Annotated in this window: 25 protein-coding genes; 12 read left to right on the top strand and 13 right to left on the bottom strand. The window is 69.4% G+C overall.

Going from position 1 to position 27,000, the window contains the following annotated elements; translation table 11 throughout:
- The first annotated feature begins 5 nt into the window (after positions 1-5).
- A complete protein-coding gene (locus QH470_RS16920) occupies positions 6-1,103 on the top strand; it encodes an AraC family transcriptional regulator (protein WP_280273327.1) in 1,098 nt (365 codons plus the stop codon).
- A gap of 16 nt (positions 1,104-1,119) precedes the next feature.
- Here the strand turns inward: QH470_RS16920 and QH470_RS16925 are convergent, their stop codons facing one another.
- Together QH470_RS16925 and QH470_RS16930 are read right to left on the bottom strand one after the other, a co-directional pair.
- Complete coding sequence (locus QH470_RS16925) at positions 1,120-1,899, bottom strand: metallophosphoesterase (RefSeq protein WP_280273328.1); 780 nt, start codon at positions 1,897-1,899, stop codon at positions 1,120-1,122.
- Positions 1,900-1,976: 77 nt separating this feature from the next.
- Complete coding sequence (locus tag QH470_RS16930; protein WP_280273329.1) at positions 1,977-2,726, bottom strand: RluA family pseudouridine synthase; 750 nt, start codon at positions 2,724-2,726, stop codon at positions 1,977-1,979.
- Between the two features lie 125 nt (positions 2,727-2,851).
- Between QH470_RS16930 and QH470_RS16935 the strand changes: the two genes are divergently transcribed.
- A complete protein-coding gene (locus QH470_RS16935) occupies positions 2,852-4,405 on the top strand; it encodes an amino acid permease (RefSeq protein WP_280273356.1) in 1,554 nt (517 codons plus the stop codon).
- On the opposite strand, the gene QH470_RS16940 is transcribed toward QH470_RS16935, so the two are convergent.
- The 5 genes from QH470_RS16940 to QH470_RS16960 all read right to left on the bottom strand — a co-directional run bounded on the left by QH470_RS16940 (position 4,402) and on the right by QH470_RS16960 (position 10,285).
- The gene (locus tag QH470_RS16940; RefSeq protein WP_280273330.1) at positions 4,402-5,754 is read right to left on the bottom strand and encodes a WS/DGAT/MGAT family O-acyltransferase; all 1,353 of its coding nucleotides are present in this window, start codon (positions 5,752-5,754) and stop codon (positions 4,402-4,404) included. The genes QH470_RS16935 and QH470_RS16940 overlap by 4 nt on opposite strands.
- 136 nt (positions 5,755-5,890) lie before the next feature.
- The gene (locus QH470_RS16945; RefSeq protein WP_280273331.1) at positions 5,891-7,690 is read right to left on the bottom strand and encodes an acyl-CoA dehydrogenase; all 1,800 of its coding nucleotides are present in this window, start codon (positions 7,688-7,690) and stop codon (positions 5,891-5,893) included.
- Between the two features lie 79 nt (positions 7,691-7,769).
- Positions 7,770-8,351 carry a TetR/AcrR family transcriptional regulator gene (locus QH470_RS16950; RefSeq protein WP_280273332.1) on the bottom strand — a complete coding sequence of 194 codons (582 nt, stop codon included), beginning with the start codon at positions 8,349-8,351 and terminating at the stop codon, positions 7,770-7,772.
- A complete protein-coding gene (locus QH470_RS16955) occupies positions 8,348-9,568 on the bottom strand; it encodes a cytochrome P450 (protein ID WP_280273333.1) in 1,221 nt (406 codons plus the stop codon). Before QH470_RS16955 ends, QH470_RS16950 begins: the two co-directional genes overlap by 4 nt.
- Before the next feature lie 24 nt (positions 9,569-9,592).
- Positions 9,593-10,285: a phosphoribosyltransferase gene (locus QH470_RS16960; RefSeq protein ID WP_280273334.1), complete on the bottom strand. Its 693-nt coding sequence runs from the start codon at positions 10,283-10,285 to the stop codon at positions 9,593-9,595.
- Between the two features lie 223 nt (positions 10,286-10,508).
- On the opposite strand from QH470_RS16960, the gene QH470_RS16965 reads away from it, so the two are divergent.
- The 4 genes from QH470_RS16965 (at position 10,509) to QH470_RS16980 (ending at position 15,098) form a co-directional block, all read left to right on the top strand.
- Positions 10,509-11,780: a hypothetical protein gene (locus QH470_RS16965; protein ID WP_280273335.1), complete on the top strand. Its 1,272-nt coding sequence runs from the start codon at positions 10,509-10,511 to the stop codon at positions 11,778-11,780.
- Positions 11,777-12,745 (top strand): glutamate ABC transporter substrate-binding protein, encoded by a 969-nt coding sequence (locus QH470_RS16970; protein ID WP_280273336.1) that lies wholly within the window; start codon positions 11,777-11,779, stop codon positions 12,743-12,745. Before QH470_RS16965 ends, QH470_RS16970 begins: the two co-directional genes overlap by 4 nt.
- A 10-nt stretch (positions 12,746-12,755) precedes the next feature.
- On the top strand, positions 12,756-13,592 hold the full coding sequence (locus QH470_RS16975) for a PP2C family protein-serine/threonine phosphatase (RefSeq protein WP_280273337.1): 837 nt from the start codon (positions 12,756-12,758) through the stop codon (positions 13,590-13,592).
- Between the two features lie 69 nt (positions 13,593-13,661).
- Positions 13,662-15,098 carry an amino acid permease gene (locus QH470_RS16980; RefSeq protein WP_280273338.1) on the top strand — a complete coding sequence of 479 codons (1,437 nt, stop codon included), beginning with the start codon at positions 13,662-13,664 and terminating at the stop codon, positions 15,096-15,098.
- A 21-nt stretch (positions 15,099-15,119) separates the two neighbouring features.
- Here QH470_RS16980 and QH470_RS16985 read toward each other — a convergent pair whose 3' ends face one another.
- Positions 15,120-16,016 (bottom strand): DMT family transporter, encoded by an 897-nt coding sequence (locus QH470_RS16985; RefSeq protein WP_280273339.1) that lies wholly within the window; start codon positions 16,014-16,016, stop codon positions 15,120-15,122.
- A 259-nt stretch (positions 16,017-16,275) separates the two neighbouring features.
- Here QH470_RS16985 and QH470_RS16990 point away from each other — a divergent pair, with 259 nt between their 5' ends.
- The 3 genes from QH470_RS16990 to QH470_RS17000 all read left to right on the top strand — a co-directional run bounded on the left by QH470_RS16990 (position 16,276) and on the right by QH470_RS17000 (position 18,820).
- Positions 16,276-17,001 (top strand): ParA family protein, encoded by a 726-nt coding sequence (locus tag QH470_RS16990; RefSeq protein WP_280273340.1) that lies wholly within the window; start codon positions 16,276-16,278, stop codon positions 16,999-17,001.
- The gene (locus QH470_RS16995) at positions 17,001-17,837 is read left to right on the top strand and encodes a hypothetical protein (RefSeq protein ID WP_280273341.1); all 837 of its coding nucleotides are present in this window, start codon (positions 17,001-17,003) and stop codon (positions 17,835-17,837) included. The genes QH470_RS16990 and QH470_RS16995 overlap by 1 nt, the downstream gene beginning before the upstream one ends.
- Before the next feature lie 266 nt (positions 17,838-18,103).
- Complete coding sequence (locus QH470_RS17000; protein ID WP_280273342.1) at positions 18,104-18,820, top strand: C40 family peptidase; 717 nt, start codon at positions 18,104-18,106, stop codon at positions 18,818-18,820.
- A 32-nt stretch (positions 18,821-18,852) separates the two neighbouring features.
- Here the strand turns inward: QH470_RS17000 and QH470_RS17005 are convergent, their stop codons facing one another.
- Both QH470_RS17005 and QH470_RS17010 read right to left on the bottom strand, forming a co-directional pair.
- Entirely contained in the window at positions 18,853-20,058 is a 1,206-nt protein-coding gene (locus QH470_RS17005; RefSeq protein ID WP_280273343.1) for an epoxide hydrolase family protein, read from the bottom strand.
- A 12-nt stretch (positions 20,059-20,070) separates the two neighbouring features.
- Positions 20,071-20,304, bottom strand: coding sequence for a hypothetical protein (locus QH470_RS17010; protein WP_280273344.1), 234 nt, complete (start codon positions 20,302-20,304; stop codon positions 20,071-20,073).
- Positions 20,305-20,641: 337 nt separating this feature from the next.
- Between QH470_RS17010 and tuf the strand changes: the two genes are divergently transcribed.
- Complete coding sequence (gene tuf, locus QH470_RS17015) at positions 20,642-21,817, top strand: elongation factor Tu (RefSeq protein WP_280273345.1); 1,176 nt, start codon at positions 20,642-20,644, stop codon at positions 21,815-21,817.
- Positions 21,818-22,015: 198 nt separating this feature from the next.
- On the opposite strand, the gene QH470_RS17020 is transcribed toward tuf, so the two are convergent.
- Together QH470_RS17020 and QH470_RS17025 are read right to left on the bottom strand one after the other, a co-directional pair.
- Complete coding sequence (locus QH470_RS17020; protein ID WP_280273346.1) at positions 22,016-22,978, bottom strand: MHYT domain-containing protein; 963 nt, start codon at positions 22,976-22,978, stop codon at positions 22,016-22,018.
- Between the two features lie 91 nt (positions 22,979-23,069).
- The gene (locus QH470_RS17025) at positions 23,070-24,764 is read right to left on the bottom strand and encodes a hydrogenase maturation protein (protein WP_280273347.1); all 1,695 of its coding nucleotides are present in this window, start codon (positions 24,762-24,764) and stop codon (positions 23,070-23,072) included.
- A gap of 212 nt (positions 24,765-24,976) precedes the next feature.
- Between QH470_RS17025 and QH470_RS17030 the strand changes: the two genes are divergently transcribed.
- The gene (locus QH470_RS17030) at positions 24,977-25,393 is read left to right on the top strand and encodes a low affinity iron permease family protein (RefSeq protein ID WP_280273348.1); all 417 of its coding nucleotides are present in this window, start codon (positions 24,977-24,979) and stop codon (positions 25,391-25,393) included.
- A gap of 54 nt (positions 25,394-25,447) precedes the next feature.
- Complete coding sequence (locus tag QH470_RS17035; protein ID WP_280273349.1) at positions 25,448-26,416, top strand: TIGR03564 family F420-dependent LLM class oxidoreductase; 969 nt, start codon at positions 25,448-25,450, stop codon at positions 26,414-26,416.
- Here QH470_RS17035 and QH470_RS17040 read toward each other — a convergent pair.
- The gene (locus QH470_RS17040; protein ID WP_280273350.1) at positions 26,395-26,922 is read right to left on the bottom strand and encodes a hypothetical protein; all 528 of its coding nucleotides are present in this window, start codon (positions 26,920-26,922) and stop codon (positions 26,395-26,397) included. The genes QH470_RS17035 and QH470_RS17040 overlap by 22 nt on opposite strands.
- Positions 26,923-27,000 lie beyond the last annotated feature (78 nt).

Consider the following 27,000-nt stretch of genomic DNA (forward strand, 5'->3'; position numbering starts at 1 on the left):
GCGGTATGGCAACCGTGCAGCACCCCGGCATTCGCAACTGGGACTTCCCGCGTGGGGTGGCGAGCGTGGCGCTGATGGTCGGCTACGCCCGCGAGCACGGCCTGCCCGCCGCACGCATGCTGCGGGGCACGGGACTGTCCGAGCGCGTCCTCGCCAACCCGGACGTACAGATCGACGCGCATACCGAGCTGGCGGTGGTCCGCAATCTGGTGCGGGCGCTGGCCGAGGACCGTCCGGCGCTGGGCGTCGAGGTGGGCCGCCGCTATCGCATCACCACGTTCGGCATCTTCGGCTTCGCCTGCGTGTCGAGTCCCACACTGGGCGAGGCGATCTCGTTCGCGCTGCGTTTCCTGGAGCTGAGCTTCACCTTCTGCATCCCCGTAACCCGCTGGGAGCCGGAGGAATTCGTCGCCGACATCCACGACGAGCTGGTGCCCGCCGACGTCCGGCGGTTCCTGGTCGAGCGTGATGTGCTCGCCATGCACCAGGTGATGACGGATCTGCTGGGGCGCCCGCTGGAACTCATTCGCGCCGAATTCGACTATCCCGAGCCCGATTACGCGGATCAGCTGGCCGAGATCATTGGGGTGCGCCCGCGGTTCGGGCAGCCGCGGAACCTGTTCTCGCTTCCGCCCGAGATCCTGGAACAGCCACTGCCGCAGGCCAACGAGCACACCTGGGCGATGTGCCTGGCCCAGTGCCGGGACCTGGTGCACCGGCGGCGGGCCCGCACCGGTATCGCCGCCGAGGTCCGGGAGCGGCTGATGCCGCGCGGCGGGGCCGACGGCTTCGCCGCACCGCCCGGAATCGACGCCGTGGCACGCGATCTCAACATGAGCACCCGCACCCTGCGCCGCCACCTCGACACCGCGGGCACCAGCTACCGCGCCCTGCTGGACGAGGTGCGCCGGGCGCTGGCGGAGGAGATGCTCACGGCCACACCGCTGTCGGTGAGCGATGTGGCGATCCGGCTGGGTTACGCGGAGGCTTCGACGTTCATCTACGCGTTCAAGCGCTGGACCGGCACCACGCCGTCGGCGTACCGCCGCGAGCGGGTGGCGGCCAACGGGCTGGCCGCCGGGTCGCCGTCACGCCGATTCTGAAGTGTCGCGGCGTAATTCAGCGCGGCTGCACGCCGATCCGGCCGCCCATCGGGACGATTCGTACGATCGAGGTCAGCCGATGTCCGTCGACGGCGTGCAGGACCAGCGAGGGGTCGGGGCCGTAGTCGATGGGGACCTCTCCCGGAGTGCCCACCTCCCACTGCCCGCCGATCAGCGACGCCACGCTGGGCGCGACCACCAGTTGCCGCCCGCCGAACAGCGTGGTCGCCATCGAATGCATATGCCCGGTGACGACGCCGACGATCCGGTCGTCGGCGGCGACGATCTGCTCCAGGCGCTGCGGATTCGCCAGCCGGATCGGGTCGACCACCGTGCTGTACATGGGCATCGGCGGGTGGTGCAACGCGAGCAGTACCGCGGAGTCGGCGGGGGTGTCCCGCAGCAGGTCGGTCAGCCAGGCGTAGGTGTCGTCGGACAGTTCACCGCCGCTCTCGCCGGGGATGGTCGAATCCAGCAGCGCCACGGTCAGCCCGTCCAGGCGCAGAGCCTGGTTGATGGGCTCGTAGGAGGGCGGTTGGCGCAGCAGCACTTCGCGCAGATTGGCGCGGTCGTCGTGGTTGCCCGGCAGCACCCACACCGGGACGTCGGCCCGCAGCGCGGCGCGGGCCTGCTCGAACTCCTCGGCCTTGCCGGAGTCGGTGATGTCGCCGGTGACCAGGATCGCGTCGGGCCGGTGCGGCAGGCCGGCGAGGTAGGCCATCACCCGCTCGACCCGCTCGGAGTTGTGTGTGTGCAGGTCGAAGTGGGTGTCGCTGAGCTGTGCCAACACAATCATCGGCGTCCGCTTTCTCGTGGGAATCGCGCCGTTGCGCCCGGGCGTGCCTGGTCGGCACACCCATCCAGGGTAAATGGCTAGCGGCCGCCGAGTGCCTCGGCCGCCGGTGTGAGCGTGGTCTCGCCGACGGTCCAGAAATCCGGGCCGGGCGGGGCCTCCAGGTCGAGCACGGCCGGAGTCCGCCAGGGCGCGTCCAGTCGCAGCCGCCACGAATGCAGGTGGGTGCGCGGATATCGGCCGGACTTGTCGAACAGCGGATCGCCCGCGATCGGATGTCCGATCCAGGCCAGATGGACCCGGATCTGATGGCGTCGACCGGTGATCGGGCGGACCGCGAGCACCGTGTACTCGCCGGCGCGCAGCACGGTCGTGAATTCGGTGCGGGACGGATAATTCTTGCCCGCCAACAGGTCTCGCTCGTCCACCTGCCAGCTCCCCGCACTGTGCGCGATGCTGTCGCGGGGCGCGGCGATCCGCACCCGGTTCTTGCGGCCCACGCTCAACGGCAGGTCGATGACGCCCTGGTCGGGCAGGCCGGTCGAGGCGGTGATCGCCAGATAGGTCTTGTCGGCCGTGCGCTTGGTGAACTGCCGGGTGAGCTGTCCGTGCGCGCCGAGGTCCTTGGCCAGCAGCACCAGCCCCGAGGTCACCTTGTCGATGCGATGCACCGGATAGAGCGTCTCGCCGTGTTCGGCGGCCAGTTCGACGATGTCGGTGTCGTGCCGCTCGCCGGTCACCGAGATCCCGCCGGGTTTGTTCAGCGCGAGGATCGCGGCGTCCTCCTCGAGCAGGCACCGTTCTCGCAACTGTGGCCATCGCGTATCCACGGCCCTCACCCTAAGGTGCGCCCCGCGATGATTTACCGTAACGTCACTTACCGCTGTTGAATGAACCGCTACATGACGGTACATTATTGCGCGACATGATTTGACTCACAGTTAGGCCCATGGTCATGGCTTCAGTCCGGCGACCTGTGGAACTGTCGGCGCTGGCGGATGCGTTGCACGCGGAAGATGCCGGGTATCGAAGATCCCTGCACGCGCGGCAGCTGCAGATGATCGCGATCGGTGGCGTCATCGGGACCGGGCTGTTTCTAGGCGCGGGCGGGCGGCTGGCGGGCGCCGGGCCAGGGTTGTTCCTGGTGTACGCCGTGTGCGGCATCTTCGTGTTCTTCATTCTGCGTGCGCTCGGTGAGCTGGTGTTGCACCGGCCCTCGGCCGGCTCCTTCGTGTCCTACGCGCGCGAATTCTACGGCGAGAAACTGGCTTTCGCGGTCGGATGGACCTATTTCTTCCACTGGTGCATGACCGGAATTGTCGACATCACGGCCATCGCCACGTATTTCCGATATTGGGGCGCGTTCGAGGCTGTGCCGCACTGGCTGCTCGCGCTGCTCGCACTGGTCGCGGTGGTATGCACCAATCTGATCTCGGTGCGCTGGTTCGGCGAACTGGAGTTCTGGGTCGCGCTCATCAAAGTCGTTGCGCTGGTCGGTTTCCTGGTGATCGGCACGGTCTTCCTGGCCGGGCGGTTCACGATCCACGGCGAGCACACCGGCGTGGGCGTGCTGACCGAACACGGCGGACTGTTCCCCACCGGAGCGCTGCCGCTGATCACCGTGACGACGGGTGTCGTATTCGCTTACGCCGCAGTCGAACTGGTCGGGATCGCGGCGGGGGAGACGCGCAACCCCGAGGAGGTCATGCCGCGCGCCATCAACTCGGTGATCACCCGCATCGCCGTCTTCTACGTCGGCTCCCTGATCCTGCTCGGACTGTTGTTGCCCTACACCGCCTTTCGTGCGGGAGAGAGCCCGTTCGTGACCTTCTTCGCGGGCATCGGCCTGCCCGCCGCCGGTACGGTCATGAACCTGATCGTGCTGACCGCGGCGTTCTCCAGCCTCAACGCCGGTCTCTATTCGACCGGCCGAATCCTGCGTTCCATGTCGATGAACGGCAGCGCCCCGGGCTTCGCGGCGCGGATGTCGCGCAGCGGCGTGCCGTACGTCGGCATCCTCGCCACCGGCGCGATCGCCCTGATCGGGGTGGGGCTCGACGCGGTGGTGCCGAATCAGGCGTTCGAGATCGTGCTGAACGTGTCGGCGCTCGGCACCATCGTGTCGTGGACGGTGGTGCTGCTCTGCCAGTTGCGGTTGTGGTACCGATGGCGGCAGGGCGTGGCGTATCGCCCGAAGTTCCGGCTGCCCGGCACGCCGTACACGAGCATCTCGGCGCTGATCTTCCTCGCGGCCGTGGTGGCGCTGATGGCCTTCGGCGGCACCCCGGTGCAGCGCACGGCGGTGCTGGCGCTGGTCGCGGTGCTCGGTCCCGCCCTGATCTGCGGGTGGTTCCTCGCGCGCCGGAAAGTGCTGCGCATAGCGGAGATTCGGCACGGCCACGCCGGGCAGTTCCCTGTGCTGGCCGAACGGCCGTGGCCGGGCCGCCCGGAGGAGCCGGAGGTCATCGTCGAGGAACCTCGCGGCAAGTTCCCGGAGGACCGGGTCTAGGTCGCGGCGTGCGCCAGTTCCGCCAGCGCGGTCTCCAGGTGGCCGATCATGCGGGGTAGGTGCGGGACCGAGCGACGGCAGGCGACCAGACCGAAGTCGAGGGTGTCCGCGGTGGAGGTGACGGTGATGTTCACCGCCTGACCGTCGAACGGGATCGACAGCGGGTAGTTACTCTCCAGCCGGGCGCCCTGCAGATACACCGGTTTGCGCGGGCCGGGGATGTTGGAGATCACCAGGTTGAACGGAACTCGCGGCAGCGCTTCGAAACCCGGCACCAGCGTCATGCCCAGCGGGGACATCAGCAGCCCGGACAGCGCGATCGCCTCCCACTGCGGCAACTGCTGGAAGACCCGCTTGGACCGCCGCATCGACGCGCCGATCGCCGCCAGCCGGGCCGCCGGATCGGCGAGGTCGGTCGCGAGGTTGCACAGCACCGCCGCCACCAGATTCCCGTCCGAGTCGCCGTCGGCGGCGCCGCGCAGATCGACCGGGACCATCGCGGTCAACGGCTTGTCCGGCAACGCATTTCGTTCCAGCAGGTAGGAGCGCAACGCGCCCGCCGACATGGCCAGCACCACATCGTTGACGGTGGCGCCGGTGGCGCGGCGCACCGCATGGACGCGTTCCAGCGGCCAGGAGCCGACCGTCACGCTGCGCGCGCCGCCGATCGGGACGTTGAACATCGAGGGCGGCGCCGACAGCGGCAGTTCGAGCTGCCGCTCGGCCAGCGCGCGGGTCGCCGCGGCGGTGGCGCCGACGCCGGTTGCTATGCGCGGCAGCGTCTTTCGCAGCTGTTCCCACATCCCGACGGCCGCGTCGTCGGAGACGTCGGGACGGCCCTGCGTCCACGGGACGCGCAGGCGGGTGTCGTACGGGTCGTCGGTCAGCGTGCGCTGTAGCAGCCGCAGCGCCGACACCCCGTCCATGAGTGCGTGATGGACCTTGACGTAGATCGCGAACCGGCCGCCGGACAGCCCCTCGATGATCCGGCCCTCCCACAGCGGCCGGTGCCGATCGAGCAGGCCGGAGTGCAGCCGGCCGACCAGATCGAGCAGTTCGGTGCGGCCGCCGGGCGCGGGCAGGGCGCTGCGTCGCAGGTGATAGCCGAGATCGACGTCGTCGGCGTGCGACCAGGCCAGGCTGGAGAAGCCGCCGAGGATGCGGCTCTGCCGACGCCGGAAGCGGGGGCGCACGTCGGTCGCCGCCCTCGCCTCGTCGTACAGGTCGTGCACGAAATCGTCGGTGGCTTCGGGCGGCGGCTCGAATACCTGCAAGCCGCCGACATGCATCGGATGCTCGCGGGATTCTATTGCCAGAAAGATCGCGTCGATCGGATTGAGAAGGTCCATCGGTTCCGCCTATACCGGGTGGGCTCCAGGCCCTTGCGGGTACGGGACGGCATCGTTGCCACCACGAGGTCGAATACGTAATACCCTAACACCGCACGTGTTTCGCATTGTCGCAAAACCGGCGGTGGAGCGCGGCTTACAGGCAGTCGTCGTCGAGGTCGAGAGTGGTCCGATCGAGCGAGTCGAGCAGGTCGAACAGCGGGGCCGTGCGCGGCAGCTCCCACCGGTAGAAGTACCGGGTTGCCGCGCGTTTGCCGTCGTAGAACGAGCCGGTGCGGCCGTGCGCCGCCACCGCCTGCTCCAGCCAGATCCACGCCAGCACCACGTGCCCGAACGCCTCCAGGTACGCGGCCGAATTGGCCAGCGCCGGTGCGGGATCCAGATCCTTCCAGAGCAGTCCGGTGGTGGCGACCACCCGGCCGGCGGCCTGCTGCAGCGCGTCGGCGTAGTCGCCCAGCTCGCCGTCGGCGGTGGCACGCGCGGCCGCGACGGTCGCGCCGATCGTCTCCAGCAGCAGCGTCAGCGCCGCGCCGCTGTCCGCGGTGACCGCCCGCCCGAGCAGGTCGAGGCTCTGAATGCCATGTGTGCCTTCGTGAATCGGGTTCAGCCGGTTGTCGCGGTAGTGCTGCTCGACGTCGTAGTCGCGGGTGTAGCCGGCGCCGCCGTGCACCTGGATGGCCAGATCGTTGGCCGCCAGGCACCACTGGCTGGGCCAACTCTTCGCGATCGGGGTGAGCACCCGCAGCAGTGTCGACGCCCGCTGTATTTCGGATTCCGCTGTGGCGCTGCGTTGTTCGTCCACCAGCGTGCCGCAGTACAACTGCAATGCCAGCGCGCCCTCGGCATAGGCCTTCTGCGCCAGTAGCATTCGCCGCACATCGGGGTGGCGCACGATCGGGATCTGCGCGGTCGCCTGGCCGCGGGCGGTGGCCGGGCGGCCCTGCGGCCGGTTCCGGGCGTAGTCCAGCGCCTTCAGATATCCGGTGTAGCCGAGCGCGGTGGCGGCGAGGCCTACGCCCAGCCGTGCCTCGTTCATCATGTGGAACATGTAGGACAGGCCCCGATTCGCCTCGCCGACCAGGTAACCGACCGCGCCTGCCCGCCCACCGGGGGTGAAGGCGCCGTCGCCGAGCACCGGCGCGGTGTTGACCGTCCCGCGCCACCCCATCTTGTGATTGATGCCCGCCAGCACGATGTCGTTGCGCTCGCCCACGGAGTCGTCCGCTCCGGGCAGGAACTTCGGCACGATGAACAGCGAGATGCCGCGGGTGCCCGCGGGGGCGTCGGGAATGCGCGCCAGCACCAGGTGGACGATGTTCTCCGACAGTTCATGGTCGCCGCCGGAGATCCACATCTTGCGGCCGAACAGTCGGTAGGTGCCGTCGTCCTGCGGGACGGCCTTGGTGGTGATGTCGGCCAGGCTGGAACCCGCCTGCGGCTCCGACAGCGCCATGGTGCCGAAGTAGCGGCCTGTCAGCATCGGCCGGACGAAACGATCGATCTGATCCCCGTCGGCGTGCGCCGCCAGCAGATTCGCGTTGCCCATGGTCAGCATCGAATAACTGGTGGTGGCGACGTTCGCGGCGTAGAACCACGCCATGCACGCGGAGAACACGGTATAGGGCAGTTGCATGCCGCCCACTCGTTCGTCCATCGCCGCGCCGACCAGGCCCGCCTCGCCGAACGCGTCCAGCGCCTGCTTCACCGCCGGCAGGATGTGCACCTTCTCGCCGTCGAAGGTGGGCTCGTGCAGGTCGCTGTCGCGGTTGTGCGGGGCGAAGTACTTGGTCGCCAGCTCCCGGCTCAGGCTCAGCACCTGGTCGAAGGTCTCGCGTGAATGCTCGCGGTAGCGCTCGCGGGCGGTCAGCCCGGTCACGTCCAGCCACTCGTAGAGGAGGAACTCGATATCGCGGGCCGACATGATCAGCGAATCCATGCTCACCACCCTTGTGCGCCCGGCGATCGGGCGCAACCCCCGGCAACCCCGCTACCCGCGCAGGCCCGAGCGGTGCGGATCAGGGGTGTGTGGCGGTCACCGCGGGTGCCACGAACCGGCGCAGCAGCTCGCGCTCCTCGGCCTCGTCGCGGCCGGGGACCGTCAGCAGCGACACGATGATCCGGGTGAGCCAGCGCGCCCGCAGCGACAGCTCCCGTTGCGCCACACCGTCTTCCGAGTCGAACAGCGAGCCCCCGATGGCCTCGATCACCTCCGAGGTCTCGGCGATCTCGGAGGTGAGGCCCGCGTCGCCGGGGCGGAACCAGGCGATCAGCAGCGGGTCCGAGCGCACCGCTCGCAGCGCCGCCAAGACGCCCGCCACCACCCGGTCCGCGGGCGCGGCGGTGCCCTCGATCTCGCGCAGCACGGCGGCGCCGATGCGGCGGGCCTCGCGGTGCACGAACGCCAACCGCACGGCCTGCCGACTGTCGAAGTATCGGTAGAGCGTCGCGCGCGAGCAACCGGCGGCCTTGGCGATATCGGCCATGCCCGTGGCGGCCACCCCGCGTGCGGCGAACAGCTCGGCGGCCGCGTCGAGGATGCGCTCGGCGGCGTGCACCGCCCGCGGTTCGCTCGACCAGCGCCGCTCGGTCCCGCTCACGCCGCGGCCCGGAAGGGGACGCTGACCGGCCACCGCACGTAACTGCCTTCGGTGTAGCGCACCTTGTCGAGGTCGACGGTGAAGTCGGGGCAGCGCGTCAGCAGCTCTCGCAGCGCGATGGTCGCCTGCATGCGGGCCGCGGCCGCGCCGAGGCAGTGGTGGTTGCCGTTGCCGAAGGTGAGGATGTTCTTCGGCCGCCGCAGTATGTCGAGTTCGCCTGCGTCCGCGCCGTATTCGCGTTCGTCGCGGTTGGCCGACGCGTACAGCAGCAGCACGCGGCGCCCGGCGGGGATGGTGACACCCTCGATCTCCACGTCCCGGGTGGTGGTGCGAGCCAGTCCCTGCACCGGCGAGGTGAGCCGCAGGAATTCGTCGATCGCGCCGGAGAGCAGGTCCGGATCGTCCAGCAGCAACCGCCGCTGTTCCGGGTACAGCGTCAGCAATTGCACAGCGCCGCCGAGGTTTCCGGTGGTGGTGTCGTTACCGCCGGTGATCATGGTGAAGGCGAAGCCGAGGATCTGCAGCACGCCGCCGACGTCGCCGTCCTCGGCCAGGCCCGAGGCCAGCAGATGCGAGATGGTGTCGTCGCCGGGAGCGGCGCGGCGGCGCTCGATCAGCGCCGCGAAGTACTGGCTCAACTCCCCGACCGCGGCCTGCGCCTGTAGTATCCCACCGGTGGCCGAGGCCGCCACGATGGCCTCGCTCCACTCGTCGAACTTGGCCCGATCCTCTTCCGGCACACCGAGATAGTGCGCGACCACCATCGTCGGCAGCGGTTTGAACAGCTCGGCGGAGAGGTCGCCGCCGCCCGCGGCGCGCATCCGCTCGATCCGTTCGGCGACGAATTCCCGGACCGCCGGGCTGATCTCCTGCACCTGACGCGGCGTGAACCCCTTGGCCACCCGGCGGCGGAACACCGTGTGATCCGGCGGATCGGTGAACACGAAGGGCCGGTTCTCGCCGAGCCCGATCTCCGACAGGTTGTTGTAGTCGACGGTCAAACCCTGTGCGGAGGAGAACGTTTCGGGATCACGGACCGCGTCGTACACGTCGGCGTACCGCGAGAGCACGTAGTAGTCCTCGTGCGCGCGGCCCTCGGGAACCACGTGGTGCACCGGGTCGAACTCACGCAGCGCGGCGTACATCGTCCACGGGTCGCGCCAGCTGTCGCCGGAGCGGAGGCGGAACCGAGCTTCGTGAGACAGATCCTCGTGCATGTCTCGACGGTAAGACAAATCCGGCTATGTGTCTAGAACATGTTTCAGACGGTACGAATCGGATGAGTGGGCGGCCGGTCGCCCAGTTCGCCCGCCGCGCGGTCCAGCAGGGCACGCACGGTGTCCTCGCTGACCTCGTCGAAGTGGCGGTACCACTGGCCGATGGTGTGGAACAGCGCCGGTGTCTCCAGGCAGATCACGTTGTCGGCGGACCCCGTCAGGGCGCGGATCGGGCGGCAGGAACCCACCGGCACCGCGAACACCACCCGCGCCGCGGGCCCGGGCCAGCTCGCACGCCGCTCGCGCGGTGTTGCCGGTCGTGACGCCGTCGTCGACGAGTACCACGGTGCGGCCCGCGATCCGCGGCTGCGGCCGCCCGCGCCGCAGCCGAGCGCTGTTGCGCAGCACCGTCTCTCGAGCCTGGCGTTCCACCCGGGACCGCTCGGGCGGGCCGATGAACGCCCGCACCACCAGGTCGTCGTCGACCACGCGCACACCGGATTCGGCGACCGCGCCGAACACCAGCCGGGGCCGGTCGGGAACCTCCAGCTTGCACACCACGGCGACGTCCAGCGGCACCCGCAACGCGGTGGCGACCTCGAAAGCCACCGGCATGCCACCACGCGGCAACCCGAGCACGATGGTGTCGGGCCCGCGGAAGGCGCGCAGGCGTTCGACGAGCCGGCGGCCGGCCTCGCGGCGATCCAGGAAGGGCATCCGTCTCACCCTGACAGTCGTGAAAGGAGGGTCGAGTCGCGTCGTCGGACTCGGAAGACAGGTGGGTACTCTACGCCCGCTCGGGCGTCGGCAGGGTCGAAACGGTCGCGAACTTCTTGCCTTTCGGTCTCGGTTTCGGCCCCCGTGCGGTCGCCCGGCACATCGGTGGCGGCTCCCGTACGATCGCGATCGGAACTCCTGGTGGACCGAGGGGGAGGGGAGTGTGGGACTTCGCCTACCGGCGCCGGTCCGCAACGGTGCGGAATGGTTGCGGCGCTTCGCCGCGACGACCCCCGGCGCGATCGTCGTGATCGCCGTCGCGGCCGTCGTGCTGTGTCTGCTCTCCGGCCTGGTCTGCGCGAACGAGTTGAGCGCCAAGACCGCCCGGCGCGACGCGGCGCTGCAGCGCTCGGAGCCGCTGGCCGACGCGGCGCAGCGGCTGTACGTGGCGCTGTCCGCGGCCGACGCCTCGGCCGCTACCGCGTTCCTCACCGGCGGCATCGAATCGCCGCGGATCCGCGGGCAATACCAGCAGGCCCTCGCCGACACCGCCGACGCGCTGGCCACGGCCACCGCGGGCGGAGGCGACGCGCAGACCCGCGAGGTCGTCGCGCGCATCTCGGCCGATCTCCCGGTGTACACCGGCCTGGTGGAGTCCGCGCGGGCGAACAACCGGCAGGGCTTCCCGGTCGGCTCGGCCTACCTGCGCGAGGCCTCGGGCCTGATGCAGAACTCGCTGCTGCCCAGCGCCGCCCGGCTCACCGAGCAGCGCCACGCCGCGCTGCGTGCCGACCAGCGCGCCGTCACCGGCCCGCCGTGGGCGGCACTGGTGTTGCTGATACTCACGCTGGCCGGTGCGGTGGTCGCGTCGCGAATGCTGGTGCGGCGCACCAACCGGCTGTTCAATCCGGGCCTCGCGGCCGGAGCGGGCGCGGCGGCGCTGGCACTGCTGTGGATCGTGCTGGCGACCGTCATCTCGAACGAGGCGATCGACACGGGCGGCGGCGGTCCCACGGCGCACAGCGAGAACCTCGCGCAGGCAAGGATTCTCGCTCAGCAGGCCCGCACCGACGAGACCCTCGAGTTGATCACCCGCGGCGATACCAAGGAGACCGAGGAGGACTTCAAGACCAAGACGGCGCAGCTCGACGCCGAGCTGTCCAGTGTCGTGGGCGCGGATTCGCCGATGCGGCAGCAGTTCTCGCAGTGGACCGCCGGGCACGAGCGGCAACTCGAGCATTACAACTCCGCGAACTACCCGGCAGCGGTGGAGCAAGCGATCGGCTCCGGCCCGGAGTCGTCGGCCCAGCGCTTCGCTCAGCTGGACACCTCGCTGCGCGAGGGGCTCGAGCGGACGCGGGCACAGCTGCGCGATCAGATCGACGGCGCGGGCGACGCGTGGATCGGCGGCGCGGCAGGCACATTGGTGTTGCTGGTGGTCGCGGCCGGCGTCGTCGTCACCGGATTGTGGCCGCGGCTGAAGGAGTTCCTGTGAACACACGGGTGCTGCGCGCGGGACTGGTGGTCGCGTCGATCGCCGTATTGGCGGCCTGTGGCGCGGATCCGGCCGTGCCACGCTCCGGCCCGGCGGTCGCGGTGAATCCGTTGCCGCCCAAGGCACGTGAGATCACCACGCCCCCGGGGGCCGACCGCAGCTGCGACGCCGAGGCGAGCCTGCGACCCGGCCCGCAGCCCACTCCCGGTGCGATGCCGCCGGGTTCGACGATGGCCCGCATCGTGCAGAAGGGCCGGGTGACGGTGGGCGTCGACCAGAACACCTACCTGTTCGGTTTCCGCGATCCGGCCACCGGTCAGCTGGAAGGCTTCGACATCGATCTGGCCCGCGAGATCGCCCGCGACCTGTTCGGCGATCCGGACCGCATCGAACTGCGCTCGGTGTCCACCGCGGAACGGCTGCCCGCCCTGCAGAACAACCAGGTCGACCTCGTGGCCCGGACCTTCTCGGTGACCTGTGAGCGCCGCCGCGAGGTCGCCTTCTCGGCCGTGTATTACAAAGGGGCGCAACGCATTCTGGCACCCCGCACCGCCGGTATCCGCGCGCTGCCCGATCTCGCGGGCAAGCGTGTGTGTGTCACCTTCGGCGCCACCTCCTCCGGTCCGCTGTTCACCCTGCCGAACCGCCCCAAGGTGCTGGGCGTGGACAACTGGACCGACTGCCTGGTCGCGTTGCAGCAGGGTCAGGTGGACGCGATCAGTACCGACGAGTCCATCCTGGTCGGACTGGCCGAACAGGACTCCAACCTCCAAGTCGTCGGTGACCCACTGGGTTTCGAGAACTACGCGGTCGGCGTACCGAAGGGCCAGGACGACATGGTCCGCTTCGTCAACGGCGTGCTCGACCGGATCCGCGCCGACGGCACCTGGCAGCGTCTGTACGCCGCCCACCTCGGTGTGCTCGGACCGTCCGCGGGGGCGCCGGCCCCGCGCTACAGCGGATAGGTGGTATGCGGTGAATGTACTGACCCTCGCCGAGCTGGAGACCGATCGCGGGGCGGCCGACCTGGACGCGGTGCACCTGGTCACCGATCGCGGAATCGTGCACGCGCGCAACGAGGATGCCGTCGCGGCGGCGGTACTCGAGCGGCCGGACGGACCGGCGATCGTGCTCGCGGTCTCCGACGGCGTCTCGACCTCCGACGATCCGCAGGTCGCCGCGGGCGCGGCCGTCCGCAGCGGCGTCTCCGCCTGCCTGGCCGCGCTGGCGGCCGGCCGCACGGCCGAGGAGGCGCTGCTCCAGGGGCTGGAGGCGGCCTTCGCGGCCGTGCGCGGCCTGTCCGTGGGCGACGGGCACTCCCCGTCGTGCACGTACGTGTCGGCGGTGCTGCGGCCGGGCAGTGACGGCGAATGCGCGATCACGGTGACGAATGTCGGTGACAGCCGGGCCTATTGGCTCAGCGCCGACGAGACCGGCACGTCCTCGCGGCGGCTGACCTCCGACGACTCCTTCGCGCAACTGCTGGTCGCGAGCGGCGTGGACGAGGAAGCCGCGATGCGCGATCCCCGCGCACATGTGCTGATGCGCTGGCTCGGCGCGGATTCCGACCACGTCCCCGCCGAGACTCCCGTGCACTCGCTGCGCGTGCGCGGACCCGGCGTGCTGTTGCTGTGCAGCGACGGGATGTGGAACTACCTGCCCGACGCCGAGGGTCTCGCCGCCGTGGCGACCGGGGCCGACCCGCGCCGCGCCGCACAGGATCTGACCGACTACGCGGTGCGCTCCGGCGGCGCCGACAACATCACCGTCGCCCTCGCGCCGGTGGCGGAAGGTGTGGGGCAGATCGGCTGATGCTGGACAATGGCGTTGTTATCGCTCACATTTACGGTATCCCGATCAGGTAGTGCAAGGAGCAGACACATGCCGGCGAGCCCAGCGATGCGTGACCTCTTCCGGCGCAAACCCATCGAGCTGATCGAGGATGAACCCGCCGGCGGACTGCAGCGGGTACTGGGCCTGTGGCAGCTGACCGCCATCGGAGTCGGCGGCATCATCGGGGCCGGGATCTTCGCGCTCGCCGGGTCGGTCGCCCACGACACCGCCGGTCCCGCGGTGCTCATCTCGTTCCTCATCGCGGGCGTCGCCAGCGCCGCGGCCGCGCTGTCCTACGCCGAGTTCGCGGGCCTGATCCCGAAGGCCGGATCGGCCTACACCTACGGCTACGCGGTGCTCGGCGAACCGGTCGGCTGGCTGATCGGCTGGGACCTGCTGCTGGAGTACACCGCCATCGTCGCGGTGGTGGCCATCGGCATCTCCGGCTACATCTCGTTCCTGCTCGAGCAGCTCGACATCGCGCTGCCGGAGTGGATGCTCGGCGCGCCCGGCACCGGCGACGGGCACTACGTCGACCTCTTCGCCGCGCTGCTGTGCCTGCTGATCGCGTTCCTGCTGAACCGGGGCATCAAGGCGGCGGCGCGGTTCGAGACCGTGGTGGTCGGGATCAAGGTCGTCGTGGTGCTGGTGGTGATCGTGGTCGGCGCGTTCTACCTCGACAGCGGCAACTACACCCCGTACTTCCCGTTCGGGTTCGGCGGCGCGGTGACCGGTGCGTCGACGGTGTTCTTCGCCGTGTTCGGCTACGACGCGATGTCGACGGCGGCCGAGGAGTCGGTGGACGCCAAACGTCATCTGCCCAAGGCGATCCTGCTGTCGCTGGCCGTCTCGATGGTGCTGTACGTGCTGGTGTGCCTGGTCTTGACGGGCATGCAGCACTACACCGAGATCAACCCGAAGAGCGGGCTGTCCTCGGCCTTCGAATCGGTCGGCCTGCCCGGCCTGGGCAGCCTGATCGCGGCCGGGGCCATCGTCGGCATCATGACCGTGCTGTTCACCTTCATGCTCGGCGTCACCCGGATCTGGTACTCGATGAGCCGGGACGGGTTGCTGCCCAGGTGGTTCGCCAAGACGCACCCGACCCGGCACGTGCCGACCCGGATCACCTGGATCGCGGGCTCGGTGTCGGCGCTGATCGCGGGCTTCCTCCCGATCGGGGAGGCGGCCGAGCTGACCAACATCGGGATCCTGCTGGCCTTCGTGGTGGTGTGCGCGGCCGTGATCGTGCTGCGCTACCGCCGGCCCGACCTGCCCCGCGGCTTCCGCACCCCGCTGATGCCGATCGTCCCGCTGGTCGGCATCGGCTTCTCGCTCTGGCTGATCACCTATCTGAAGCCGGAGACCTGGGCCCGTTTCGGGGTGTGGTTCGTGCTCGGCCTGATCATCTATTTCGCCTACAGCCGACGCCACTCGGTGCTGGCCACCGGCGGCGAGCCGACCTCGGAGACCACCACGTCCCGCTGAGGGCGGCGCGCCGCCGTGGCCTCACCGCCGGTAGCTGATGGCCAGGGCGGTGATCAACAGGGCCGCGCCGCACCATCCCGGGCCACCGAGCCGGTCACCGAGGAGCACTGCCGACAGCAGGGCGGCGGTGAGGGGTTCGAGGAGGGCCGCCAGTGCCGCGAGAACCGGTGCGGCAGTGCGCAATCCGCGGAAATAGGCGGTGTAGGCGAGTGCCGTCGGCGCGCTGCCCAGATAGGCGGCCGTGAGTAGCACATCGGGCCGCAGCGGCAGCGCCATCCCGGACGCCAGCGCCGCCGGGGTGAGCAGTACTCCGCCGGTGAGCATGCCGAAAGCGGTGGTGCGCAAGGGATCCAGACCCGCGACGGGCGTCGCGGTGATCAGGGTCATGAGGGCGAACCCCGCCGCGGCGAGCAATGCCGTGCCCACCCCGGCGGCCAACGTCCAGCCGCTCGCGGCGCCGCCGGGTGACCACGTGAGCAGGATGAGCCCGCTCACCGCGAGGGCGATCGCGAGCAGCGTGGCCCGGCCCGGTACGCGGCGGTCGCGCACCGCCGCGCCGAGGGCGACGAACACGGGCAGCGTCCCGATTGTCACCATCGTGGCCAAGCTGACCGAAATATGTTGCACCGCAACAAAATAACTGGCCTGATAGCAGCCCAGCAGGCCGCCGGTGACCAGTACCCGCCGCCCCACGGCCGGGGTGCGCGGCACCCCGCGCAACCCGCCGGTCACGGCGAGCAGTGCGACCGCGAGGCCGCCGCCGAGCAACAGTCGATAGGTGGCCACGGACAGCGGCCGCAGACCGGCCCGGTCCGCGAGCAGAGACCCGGCGAGTCCGCCCGTGCCCCAGAGGATTCCGGCGGCGATCAGTGCCGCCGCCGAACGGTCGCGCGCGGGCGCGACGATGTCGACAGACATGAAAAGGTGCTCCTGCGTCGAAGGAAGACATGACGACGACGCGGGGCAGATGTCTCGATGGCCTACCGGCCGGCAAACCGCCCCGCTCAGGCGGCGGGGGGCGGCGTGACTACGAAGATTCGGTGCACGGTGATCACTGTAGCGTCCTGTGTCCAATTGGACACACCGCGTCCCACCGCCAAATCTCCGCGTTCGACTTACATGCGTGTAACACTGAGCGGCGCACAGTGTTGCTCTCCTCATGCAAGGAGGACCGTCCGTGACGAATTCCGCTGCATCACTGGATCTGCCGAAACCCTTGGTAGTCACCCTGGGGAATCTGAAAGGCGGCGTCGGGAAAACCACCTCCGCCTTTTTTCTCGCCGGTTACTTCGCCCTCGAACACGAGTTGCGAGTGCTGGTCATCGATGCCGACCCGCTGAGCCAGACCGGCTATTCCTGGTATCGGCGGCTACAGAAAGGAGAAGTGGATGTGCCATTCACGCTGATCGCGTTTCCGTCCCGGCACGTCGACGACTGCATCGCCGACAATGCCGCGAACTACGACGTGATCATCGTGGATGCCGGAGGCGAATCGGCGGAGATCTTCAAGGCCGCGATTCCCTCGACCGACGAGCTCGTCCTGTTGACGAGCGTGAGTCCCTCGGAGGTGAAGCGAGTGCCCAGTACCTATCGGGCCGCCGAGGAGGCGGCCGTCGACGCGGCCCGCGAGATCCGGGTCCGGGTCCTGATGACGAAGGTTCCGGTGACGATGAAGAAGGGCGTCAACGTCTCCACCGAATATCGCACCCAGCGGACGCAGTTGGAGGACGCCGGTTACGAGGTGTTCGGCTCGTATCTGAGCGCCTGGAAGTGGTATCGGGAAGCCGCCGATGGGGAAGTCGGCGAGGGGGCCGAGAATCCACTGCACGATCTGGGCGAATACCGGCAGGTGGGTGACGAATTGGTGAGTCCCTATCGCGTCGCGCTGGGGGTGCCCGCCTGATGCCTCCGCAACGCAGGAAATCCGTGATCGGCGCCAAATCCGGCAATGCCGCCGTCGCCGTCAATCCGCTGGCCGACACCGCCGAGCACACCCCGCCCGTCTCGCCGCTGCGCGACGCGGAGTGGCGGCGCTCGGCGCGGAATCTGTCGGTGGTGCCCTCGGATCCGGCCGCGAACGTGCTGACGATGCCGCTGCCCGCACCCGGCGACGGCCCGCTCAGCGAACACGAGCAGGTACAGCTGTCGGCGTGCGAATCCTCGATCGGCACGCTGCGGCTGGCGTTCTGGGCGGCGGGCCGGGCGCTGCAGATCGTCCGCGACGGGCGGCTGTACCGCAGCGAGTACGGCACCTTCGACGACTATGTCGAGCAGCGCTGGGAGATGCAGCGCTCCTACGCCCACAAGCTGATTCGCGCCTGGCCGCTGGCCGCCAAGCTGCACCCGATGGCCCCGGGCATCAACGAGGGCCAGATCCGGGAACTGCTGCCGGTGGCGGCCGAGCACGGCGAGGAGGCGGCCGTGACCGTCTACGCCACCCTGGCCGCCGACGAGGTGAAGATCACCGCGGGCAAGCTGCGGGAGGCGGCGGCGGTGCTGCCGGAACGCTTCGACAAGGATCTGGCCGTGCAGCGCCTGCAAGCGTGGTTGCGCGGCGAGATGAGCCAGGAGCGGGCCGCCGACCGTCCGGTCGATCTGTTCAGCACCGTGGAGTCCCGGCTCGCCGCCCTGACCCGCCGGGTGGTTCGCAGCTCCACCGGTGATCCCGGCGCGGCCCGGGAATTCGCGGCTCGGCTGCGCGACATGGCCGAGCGGATCGAGCAGCAGATCACGGCCTGAGCCCCGTTCGGAAATGCCCCGCGGCGAATATTAATCGGCTGCGGGGCATTTCTTCGAGATCTGACGGTTTTCTATTGTTTATCTTCTTGTTATCGCATTTGTCTGCTTATCTGCTTGCATTCATATGAATGCGGGCGAATCATGGCACCTCGGATCCGGCTGGACTGACATGAAAGACGCGAACTTTTCGAATCTGTTCGAGGGCCCGGCCGACGCAATACGGCGTCGCCACCGGAGTCTCGACGAGAGGATCGGAGGACCGCATCATGGCAGGAACCGACGAAGTCCGATATACCCGCAACACGCGGCGCCTGTTCTGGTGGCTGACAGCGGCCGCGGCGGTGGTATTCGGAGCATTCGGAGCACTCCTACTGACCACGGGCCAAGCCTCGGCGCAGCAGATATCCGTTCCGGGTATCGGGTCGATCGAGGTACCGATCGAAATTCAGGCACCGGCGGAAATTCCGGAGACCGTGCCCGCCGTCGAGCCGGTGGCGCCGAAGGTCGCGCCGCATTCGGAGGCGGCCGTCACCGGAATCGTGAAGCAATTGCAGTCCGTCATTCCGGGCATCGATTTCCGGGCGCTGCTGCCCGCGCCCCGCGTGCCGGAGGCGGCGGACGCGCCCGTGACACCCGAGAAGACCCGCGGTGAACTGGCCGTCGAAGCGGCGGAATCGAAGATCGGCGCGGCCTACGGCTACGGCGCCGCCGGCCCCGACTCCTTCGACTGCTCCGGCCTGGTGCAGTGGTCCTACGGGCAGGCCGGCGTCGACGTGCCGCGCACCAGCTACGAGCAGCTCTCCGCCGGGACCCCGGTGGGCATGGACGAGTTGGAACCCGGTGACATGGTGTCGTTCTACGGCGGCGGCCACTCGGCCCTCTACGCCGGCGACGGGAAGGTCATCCACGCGGGAACCAACAGCACGGGCGTGCAGATGACGGACCTGTCCGAGATGCCCGCCAGCGGCGCCCGGCGCTTCTGAGGCCCGCGATGAAACCGTCGTGTGCGCCCGGCTCAGCGCCGTCCGCGGAAGGTGCGCCGCAGATCGTCCACCCATTCGTCCGGGGTCTCCCAGGGTATGAAATGACCGCCGCGATCGTGGGCGGTGACGTTGACCAGGTTGTACCAACTCGCGCGCGAGTCGGCGAGGAAGTGCTCGACACGGCGGTCGGTCCCGACGCCCGGCGGGTTCTCGTGGGCGACGAAGGTGATGCCGGTCGGCGCTTCCACCACCGGCCACCGATCGTGCGACGGCGTCCACGGGTAACGATTATTGTTGGCGTAGGTGCGTATCGAGGTGCCGATCGAGTTCGTCGCCCAGAAAATCGTGGCGTGCGTGAGCAGATCGTCCGCGCCGAATACCGATTCCAGGTCACCACCGTTGTCGCTCCAGCTCTGCCACCGGCGCAGAATCCACGCGAGCAGCCCGGCGGGTGAGTCCGACAGCCCGACGGCCAGCGTGCTGGAATCGAGCACATGCGCGGCCAGATGGACGGCGAAGCGGCGATCGAATTCGACGACGCGGGCGTGGACCTCGGCGGGTAGGCCGTCCGGAATAGGTTGTCCGCCACTGTAATCCCACGCCCGGTCGCCGTTGAACAGCGTCAACTTCAAACCCGACCCTATGTGGATGCCGAACAGTTCGTCGGCGTACTTGTGCCCCAGCTGACCGGTGACCAGCGCCCCCACGTCACATCCCGCGGCGGCGTACCGGCTGTGCCCCAAGGTCTCGGTCATCAGGACGTGCCAGAGGTCGGCGACCTTCCAGAAGTTCATATCGGGGTGATCGGTCAGCGGTGTGGAAAACCCGAAGCCGGGGAACGACGGGACGATGACATCGAACGCTTCGGCCGGATCGCCGCCGTGTGCGCCGGGGTCGGCCAGTGGATCGATCACCTTGGCCCAATGCCAGAACGTCCACGGCCAGCCGTGGGTCAGGATCAGTGGCGTGGGGGCGGGGCCGACTCCCGGTTTGCGCATGAAATGCACCGGCACGCCGTCGATCTCGACGCGGTAGTGCTCGTACGCGTTGATCCGTGCCTCGGCCGCGCGCCAGTCGAAGTCGCTGCGCCAGTAGTCGACCAGGCGCTCCAGATAGCGGCGGTTGACCCCGTAGTACCCATCCTCGTTGCCCACATCGTCGGGCCACCGGGTGAGTTCGAGCCGGTGCCGCAGGTCGTCCAGCACCGCATCGGGCACGTGGATAGGGTTGGGGCGCATAGGAACGGCCGGTCAGCTGGTGTGCAGGAACAGCACGTCGTAGGCGCGCCGGGCGTCCTCGGGAAAGACCAGGATGCGCATGCGATTGCGGGCGCGGCCGGCGCGGCCCCGGGTGGACCGGATGCCGTGCTCGCGCAGCAGCCGCGCCACATCACCGGCCGTGGTCTCGTCGAAGACTGTCGCCACGGTCACCAGCAGCCCGTAGTCGTCGTCCGTCGGCCTCTGCCGCCGCCACACCATGCGCATTACGAGTGACTTTCGTTGTCGCTGTCCATCACGCCGTTCCCTCTGATTCCAGCACAGCCCGCCCGGGTCGCCGCCACCGGGCGGGTCCGGGCCGCCGTGCTCGCCGAAAAACCGGTGGCGCGGGTGGTCCCGCACCGGGCACCATGATTCGCATGTTCCGGCAGTCCATCGTCGCATCGCCCGCGGTCGCGGGCGCGATGGCTGCTGCCCTGGCGGTCGCATCCGCATTCGACGGCGCCCGACGCTGACATTCCCCGGGATGTCCCCGGGACCTCGGCCGGGGAAGGTGGCTCGGCGCGCGAGGTTCCGATTCGCAACTCCCAGGGAGAGTTTCATCATGGCCAAGCAGGCCTTCGTCCGCACCAAGCCGCACCTGAACATCGGCACCATGGGCCACGTCGACCACGGCAAGACCACGCTGACGGCCGCCATCACCAAGGTGCTGGCCGCCCGAGGCGGTGCTTCCTTCGTGCCGTTCGAGCGTATCGACCGCGCGCCGGAGGAGGCCGCGCGCGGCATCACGGTCAATATCGCGCATGTCGAATATGAAACGGCCGCAAGGCATTACGCGCATGTCGACATGCCGGGCCACGCCGACTTCGTGAAGAACATGATCACCGGCGCGGCCCAGCTGGACGGCGCGATCCTGGTGCTGTCGGCGCACGACGGCGTGATGCCGCAGACCGTCGAACATGTGCTGCTGGCCCGGCAGGTCGGTGTCGAGCACGTCGTGGTGGCCTTGAACAAGGCCGACGGCGCCGACCCCGAACTGCTGGAGCTGGTCGAGCTGGAGGTCCGGGATCTGTTGAGCGCCAACGGTTTCGACGGTTCCGGTGCGCCGGTGGTGCCGGTGTCGGGACTGCGGGCACTGGCGGGCGACCCGCACTGGGTAGGTGAGTTGCTGCGCCTGCTGGACGCGGTCGACGCCTACATCCCGACCCCCGTGCGCTATACCGACGCGCCCTTCCTGCTGCCGGTCGAGAACGTGCTCACCATCACCGGCCGCGGCACGGTGGTCACCGGCGCGGTGGAGCGCGGCCGGGTCCGGATGGGCGACCGGGTCGAGATCCTCGGCTACGACGGCGCGCTGGAGTCGGTGGTCACCGGGGTCGAAACCTTCGGCCGCACCATGGAATCCGCGGAAGCCGGGGACAACGTCGCGCTGCTGCTGCGTGGCGTGCAACGGTCCCAGGTGCGGCGCGGCCAGGTGGTGGCGGCGGTCGGCAGCGTGCGCGTGCACACCCGGTTCACCGCCCGGGTGCACCTGCTGTCGGCGGCGGAGGGCGGCCGGCGCACGCCGATCACCACCGGCTACCGCCCGCAGTTCTACATCCGCACGGGCGACGTCGTCGGCGACGTCACCCTCGACACCCAGGTGGTAACCCCCGGCTCGACGGTAGAACTGACCGTCACCCTCGGCCACCCGATCCCCCTCGAACCCGGCCTCGGCTTCGCCGTCCGAGAGGGCGGCCGCACCGTCGCCGCGGGAACGGTCCTGACGGTCGCCGACTAGCCACGCCAGCCCGTCCCCGTCCCGCCTCGTCGTCGCCCGTCCCGCCTCGTCATCCCGGCGCGCTTTTGGCCGGGATCCACGTCGCGCGAATGGATTCCGGCCAAGAGCATGCCGGAATGACGAGGCCGGGTCGGGGTCGGTGGCGGGGCCCAGGGGCGGCGGTAAGAATTGACGGAACGACCAGCCGCCGATGGCGGGTCAGCGTGCGGAGCGGCCCAGCCCCGGCCCGTTGTCGGCGGCTCGGTTGCTGGCGGCCCGCAGGCTGACCGAGGTGGGGACGGATTGCTGCGGTTGCTGCGGTGGCCGGGGCGCGCGGACGGGCTGGCTCGGCGCGTCGGAGAAGGGGTCGAGGCGCGGCCAGCTGCGTCCGCTGTCGGCCAGCTCGGGCTCCTGCTCCAGCGCGTCGGCCTCGCGTCGCGACGGTGCGTCCACCTCGGCGAGGCCGACCAGCACGATCAGCATCATGGTCACCAGCGTGACCGTCATGATCAGTGGAGTGAGCAGTTCCACCGGCTCCACACCGCTGCCGCCCACGGCATGATCACCGTGGTGCGCGCTCATGGACGCCATACCGGTGTAGTGCATGCCGCACACCGCCAGACCCATGATCACCGCCGCGCCGAGGGTCGCGCCGAAGCCGTGCACGTGCAGCATGAACCACAGCGCCGCCGTCGCCGCGACCACCGCGATCACGACCGACAGCGTCACCAGCCCCATGCCGTACTCCACGTGCGCGCCCGCGTGCATCGCGGACATCCCGAGGTAGTGCATGGCCGCCACGCCCACGCCGGTGACCGCGCCGCCGATGGGTAGCGCCAGGATCTCCCGCCGCACCCGCACCACGATGGACAGCCCGATCCACACCACCACGATCGCGATGGCCGCGCTGAGCAACGTCATCGGAATGTCGTAGCGAACGGTCATGCCCTGAATGGAGAAACCGAGCATGGCGGTGAAGTGCATGACCCAGATGCCGCAACCACCCAGCGCCACCGCCGCGGCGACGAGCCAGCCGCCCGGCCACCGCGACGATCGGGCGTGGACGGCACAGCGAAGGCCGAGCACAGAGCCGATGAAAGACATGAGATACGCGAGAATGGGTGTCAGCAACCCATGGTTGAAATGGTCGAGCTCGAGCACGGCGATGTTCTCCAATGGCAACAGCAGTTATCAATCCGTGACCGGACGATAGTTCAATCCGGTGCGGGTTGGGGATTGCATTGTGAAAGCTTCGTGCCGCTGGATCAGCGGCTCAGGCTAGTAGGTGGGTCGGTGTCACCTGCGGACGTACCTTGTGCACGAAGTTTCGGCGTAGCCGGTGGTAGGGCTCGTGCTCGCCGTAGAAGTTCTGGCGCATTTGCGCCAGTTCGTAATCCCGGTAGGCAGACAGCGGCTTCGCGGCCTCGTCCGCGGCGCGGCGCTGCTTCTTCGCGACCAACCGGTCCGCCAGCTCCGGCGCCGCGGCCATCGCCTCGGCCTCTCCGCGCACCCACGCCCGGAACTCCTCGGCACTGCCCGGGGCCACCCGGTCCGCCAGGCCGATCGCCGCCGCGCGCCGGGCCCCGACCGGCAGCGTCTCGCGGGTGAGCCGGTCGGCGACCTCGCTGCCGACCCGCCGCGGCAGCGTGTAGGTCCAGTACTCCGACCCGTGCAGTCCCATCAGCCGGTAGTGCGGATTCAACACGACCGACTCGCGGCACCACACCTCGTCGGCGGCCAGCGCCAGCATCACCCCGCCCGCGGCCGCATTGCCCGCCAGGGCCGAGATGACCAGCTTGTCTGTGGTGGTCAGGATCGCCTCGACCAGGTCGTTCATCGCGTTGATGTTGTACCAGGACTCCTCGGCCGGATCGTCCGCCGCCTCGATGACATTGAGGTGGATGCCGTTGGAGAAGAAGTCCCGCGGCGGACCCAGCACCAGCACGGCCACCGGCCGTTGCGCGGCCTGACGGTAGGCGGCCAGCAGCCGGCGGCACTGATCGGTACTCATCGCACCGCCCGCGAACGCGAATTCCAGATAGCCGACCTCGCCGTGCTCGCGGTACCGCAGTTCCGACCACGTGTCCCGGGTGGCCGCCTCGAACGGCGTCACCGGAACCTCCGGAACTCCGGCGAGCAACTCGGGGCCCAGCTCGTCGACCGCGGGCCGCTTGAATGTGGCCGGTCCGCCCGGCGTACGCCGCGGCCGCAACTGCGGCAGCCACACCGCGCCGTCGACGGTGGCCCGGCAGATCGCGCCGTCGCGGGTCGCGATCACCGAGCCGGGGAAGCCGCGCAGCCGATCCTCGTTGTGCCCGCCGTGCAGGAAGTACTGCCGCCCGAACAGCTCGTCCAGCACGCCCGGCTGGGAGTCGGCGGCGCGCAGCCGCCGCAGCACGGTGGCGGTGTCGTCGGCCGACCAGTCGATGCGGCGGTACTCCTGGGCGTGGTAGGGCCGCAGCTGTCCGCGCACGTCGGGGCGGCTGTAGTCGAGCGGTTCGGGCATGAACCGGCTGTCGGCGAAGCGCTCGACGGCGAGCAGCACCGCGCGCACGGCCGCGTCGGAGACCTCGTTGCGATACAGCTCGCTCTTGCCGCACGCCGCGACCGGGAAGGGCTCGGAGGCCCAGATCGGCCCGGCGTCCATCTCCGCGACCGCCTGCAACACGGTGACGCCCCACTCCGGAGCGCCCTCCTGAATGGCCCAGTCCAGCGAGGACGGTCCACGGTCGCCCTTGGGACCCGGATGCACGATCAGGACGGGATAGGCAGTCCAGATGTCCTCCGGAATCGCCGAAGTGAGCATCGGAGCCAGAATCAGGTCCGGCCGGAAATGGCTCACCCGCGCGCGCAGCAGATCGTCGCCCAGCGCCAGTTCGACGCCGACTCGGTGCCCGCGTTCCCGTAGCTCGGTGTGCACCCGCTGCGTGAGACTGTTGAATGCGCTGGCGACCAGCAGGATGCGCACGGTTTTCCTCCATCAGGCGGTGCTGCGGGCGGACCGGGATCGCCGATCCGAGTGAATGTTCTCCACGAAACTAGCGGGGCGCCAAATGCGGTGCATCTCGGGCACACCCGGAGCAACTGACGGGCGTTTCGCGACCCGCTGCGCGGGTATCTCGTCAGCGCTCAGCGAAGTGCGGATTGGGGCCGCGAAACCCGCCCCGAGCAGGAGGGACGATGTCCGACAACAACTCTCGGGGCGATCAGGCCGTGCTGCCGAGCCAGGTAGGTGACGACCGGTCGGTGTTCGACCGCTTCGCGACCGTCGTCGCGGATCGCGTCTCGCAGGCGTGGTTTTTCACCGCCTGCGCGCTCATCGTCGTCCTCTGGGCGCCCACGATTCTCCTGACCGACCTCGACACCTGGCAGCTGATCATCAACACGGTGACGACGGTCATCACTTTCCTCCTCGTCGCCCTCCTGCAGAACACCCAGCGCCGCGCCGACGCCGCCGTCCAGCAGAAACTCAACGCGATCGCCGACGGCCTCGCCGACCTGATGCAGGCCGTCGGCACCGATAACCCCGAACTCCAACAGGACCGCCGCGAACTGCTCGCCGCGGTCGGCCTGGAAAACCGCGAAGGCGCCGATTGAGCGGAAAACGGTCATGGGGGAATCGGTTCGCTCGCGGCGGGGGTTGGGCCTGGGGTGAGCATTGGAATTGCGGTATCGCCGTTCGCGCTCGATGCCACCGGCAATGCGGTGGATGCGGCCGTCGCCATCGGCCGGGAGGCGGCCGGGGCCGGGCTGAGTTCGCTGTGGTTCGGGCAGGGTTTCTCGCACGACGCCGTGCTGGTGTCCGCCGTGGTGGGGCGCGAAGTGCCGGGTATCGAGGTGGGCACGTCCGCCGTGCCGATTTCGGGCCGCCATCCACTGCTGGTCGCGAGCCAGGCCCAGACCGCGCAGGCGGCGACGGGCGGGCGTTTCATGCTCGGGCTGGCGCTCGGCACCGCGGCCACCACCGAACAGGTCTTCGGGACCGGCTTCGCGCGCCCGATCGCCCGCCTGCGCGAATTCGTCACCGTGCTGAACTCCGTATTCGACACCGGCACAGTCGATTTCCAGGGCGAGACGATAACGGCGGCGAACCCTATGCCCGCCGCGGTCGCCGGCGCCGAGCCGCGGGTGCCGATCCTGGTGGCGGCCATGGGACCACAGGCCTTGCGGGCCACCGGCGAACTGGCCGACGGCACGCTGCCCTTCCTGGTGAGTCCGCGGGCACTGGCCGAACACGTCGTCGCTCCGATCGAGCGCGCCGCGGCGCGGGCCGGGCGGAACCGCCCGCGCACGGTCGTGCTGGTTCCCGGAGTCGTCACCGCCGATGTCGACCGAGCCCGCGAGGCGGCGGCCGAGCAGACGGCCTTCTACGACTCCATCCCGTCCTACACCCGCATGATCGGCCTCTCCGGCGTCTCCCGCGCCGCCGACCTGGTCGTCATCGGCGACGAGGAGCACATCGCCGCCCGCGTCGAGGAATACTTCGCCGCGGGCGCGACCGATGTGGTCTTCTCGCAGACCGGCCTGACCACCTCCGAGGACCAGCGCCGAACCTGGCGGCTACTCGGCGAGCTGAATCGCGCTCGCCGAGTGGGCGATCAGGCCATGTTGCCGTCGTAGCAGAGCGAGGCGGTGCGCCAAGTCGCTTCGGGGCGGGCCGTTCCCGCGCCGAAGTGCCAGCCCGCTACGGGCCCGGCGGCCTTCCAGAACAGCCGCCCGTCGGCGGCCCGGACCACCTGGTAGATGTCCTCGGTGCCGGGGATCAGCTGGTTGCCGCTGCAGTAGTCGTTGTACGAGGTGCCGGGCTGGCGAGCCCCGGCGCTGAACTGCCCGGCGGGATCGGTGCGGGCACCCGGGTTGGCGACGGTGTCGAGGCGATCGGTCGAGGCTCCGGCGAACCAGTACGGTGCGCCGAGACTGTCTGCCCCGCAACGATACTCGCGGCCACCCGCGACCACGGTCGCGCCGGGGTGATGCGCGGCGCCGTCCCAGGCGCAGGCCGCCGTGGGGTGGACCGTCGACGTGTGGGATTCCGCCGCGGCCGGGCCTGTCACCAGGCCGACCCCTCCGACGATCACCGCGGCAATCGCGGTGAGTGTGAACGTTGCGCGAGGAACATATGCCATGACTCTCGCCTCTCTGCTCGCCGTTGAGCAATCTACTATCTACGTACGTAAATAGTAGATGAAGCACGTCGTATCGCG

The sequence above is a fragment of the Nocardia wallacei genome, from assembly GCF_029868745.1.
Lineage (GTDB): Bacteria > Actinomycetota > Actinomycetes > Mycobacteriales > Mycobacteriaceae > Nocardia > Nocardia wallacei_B.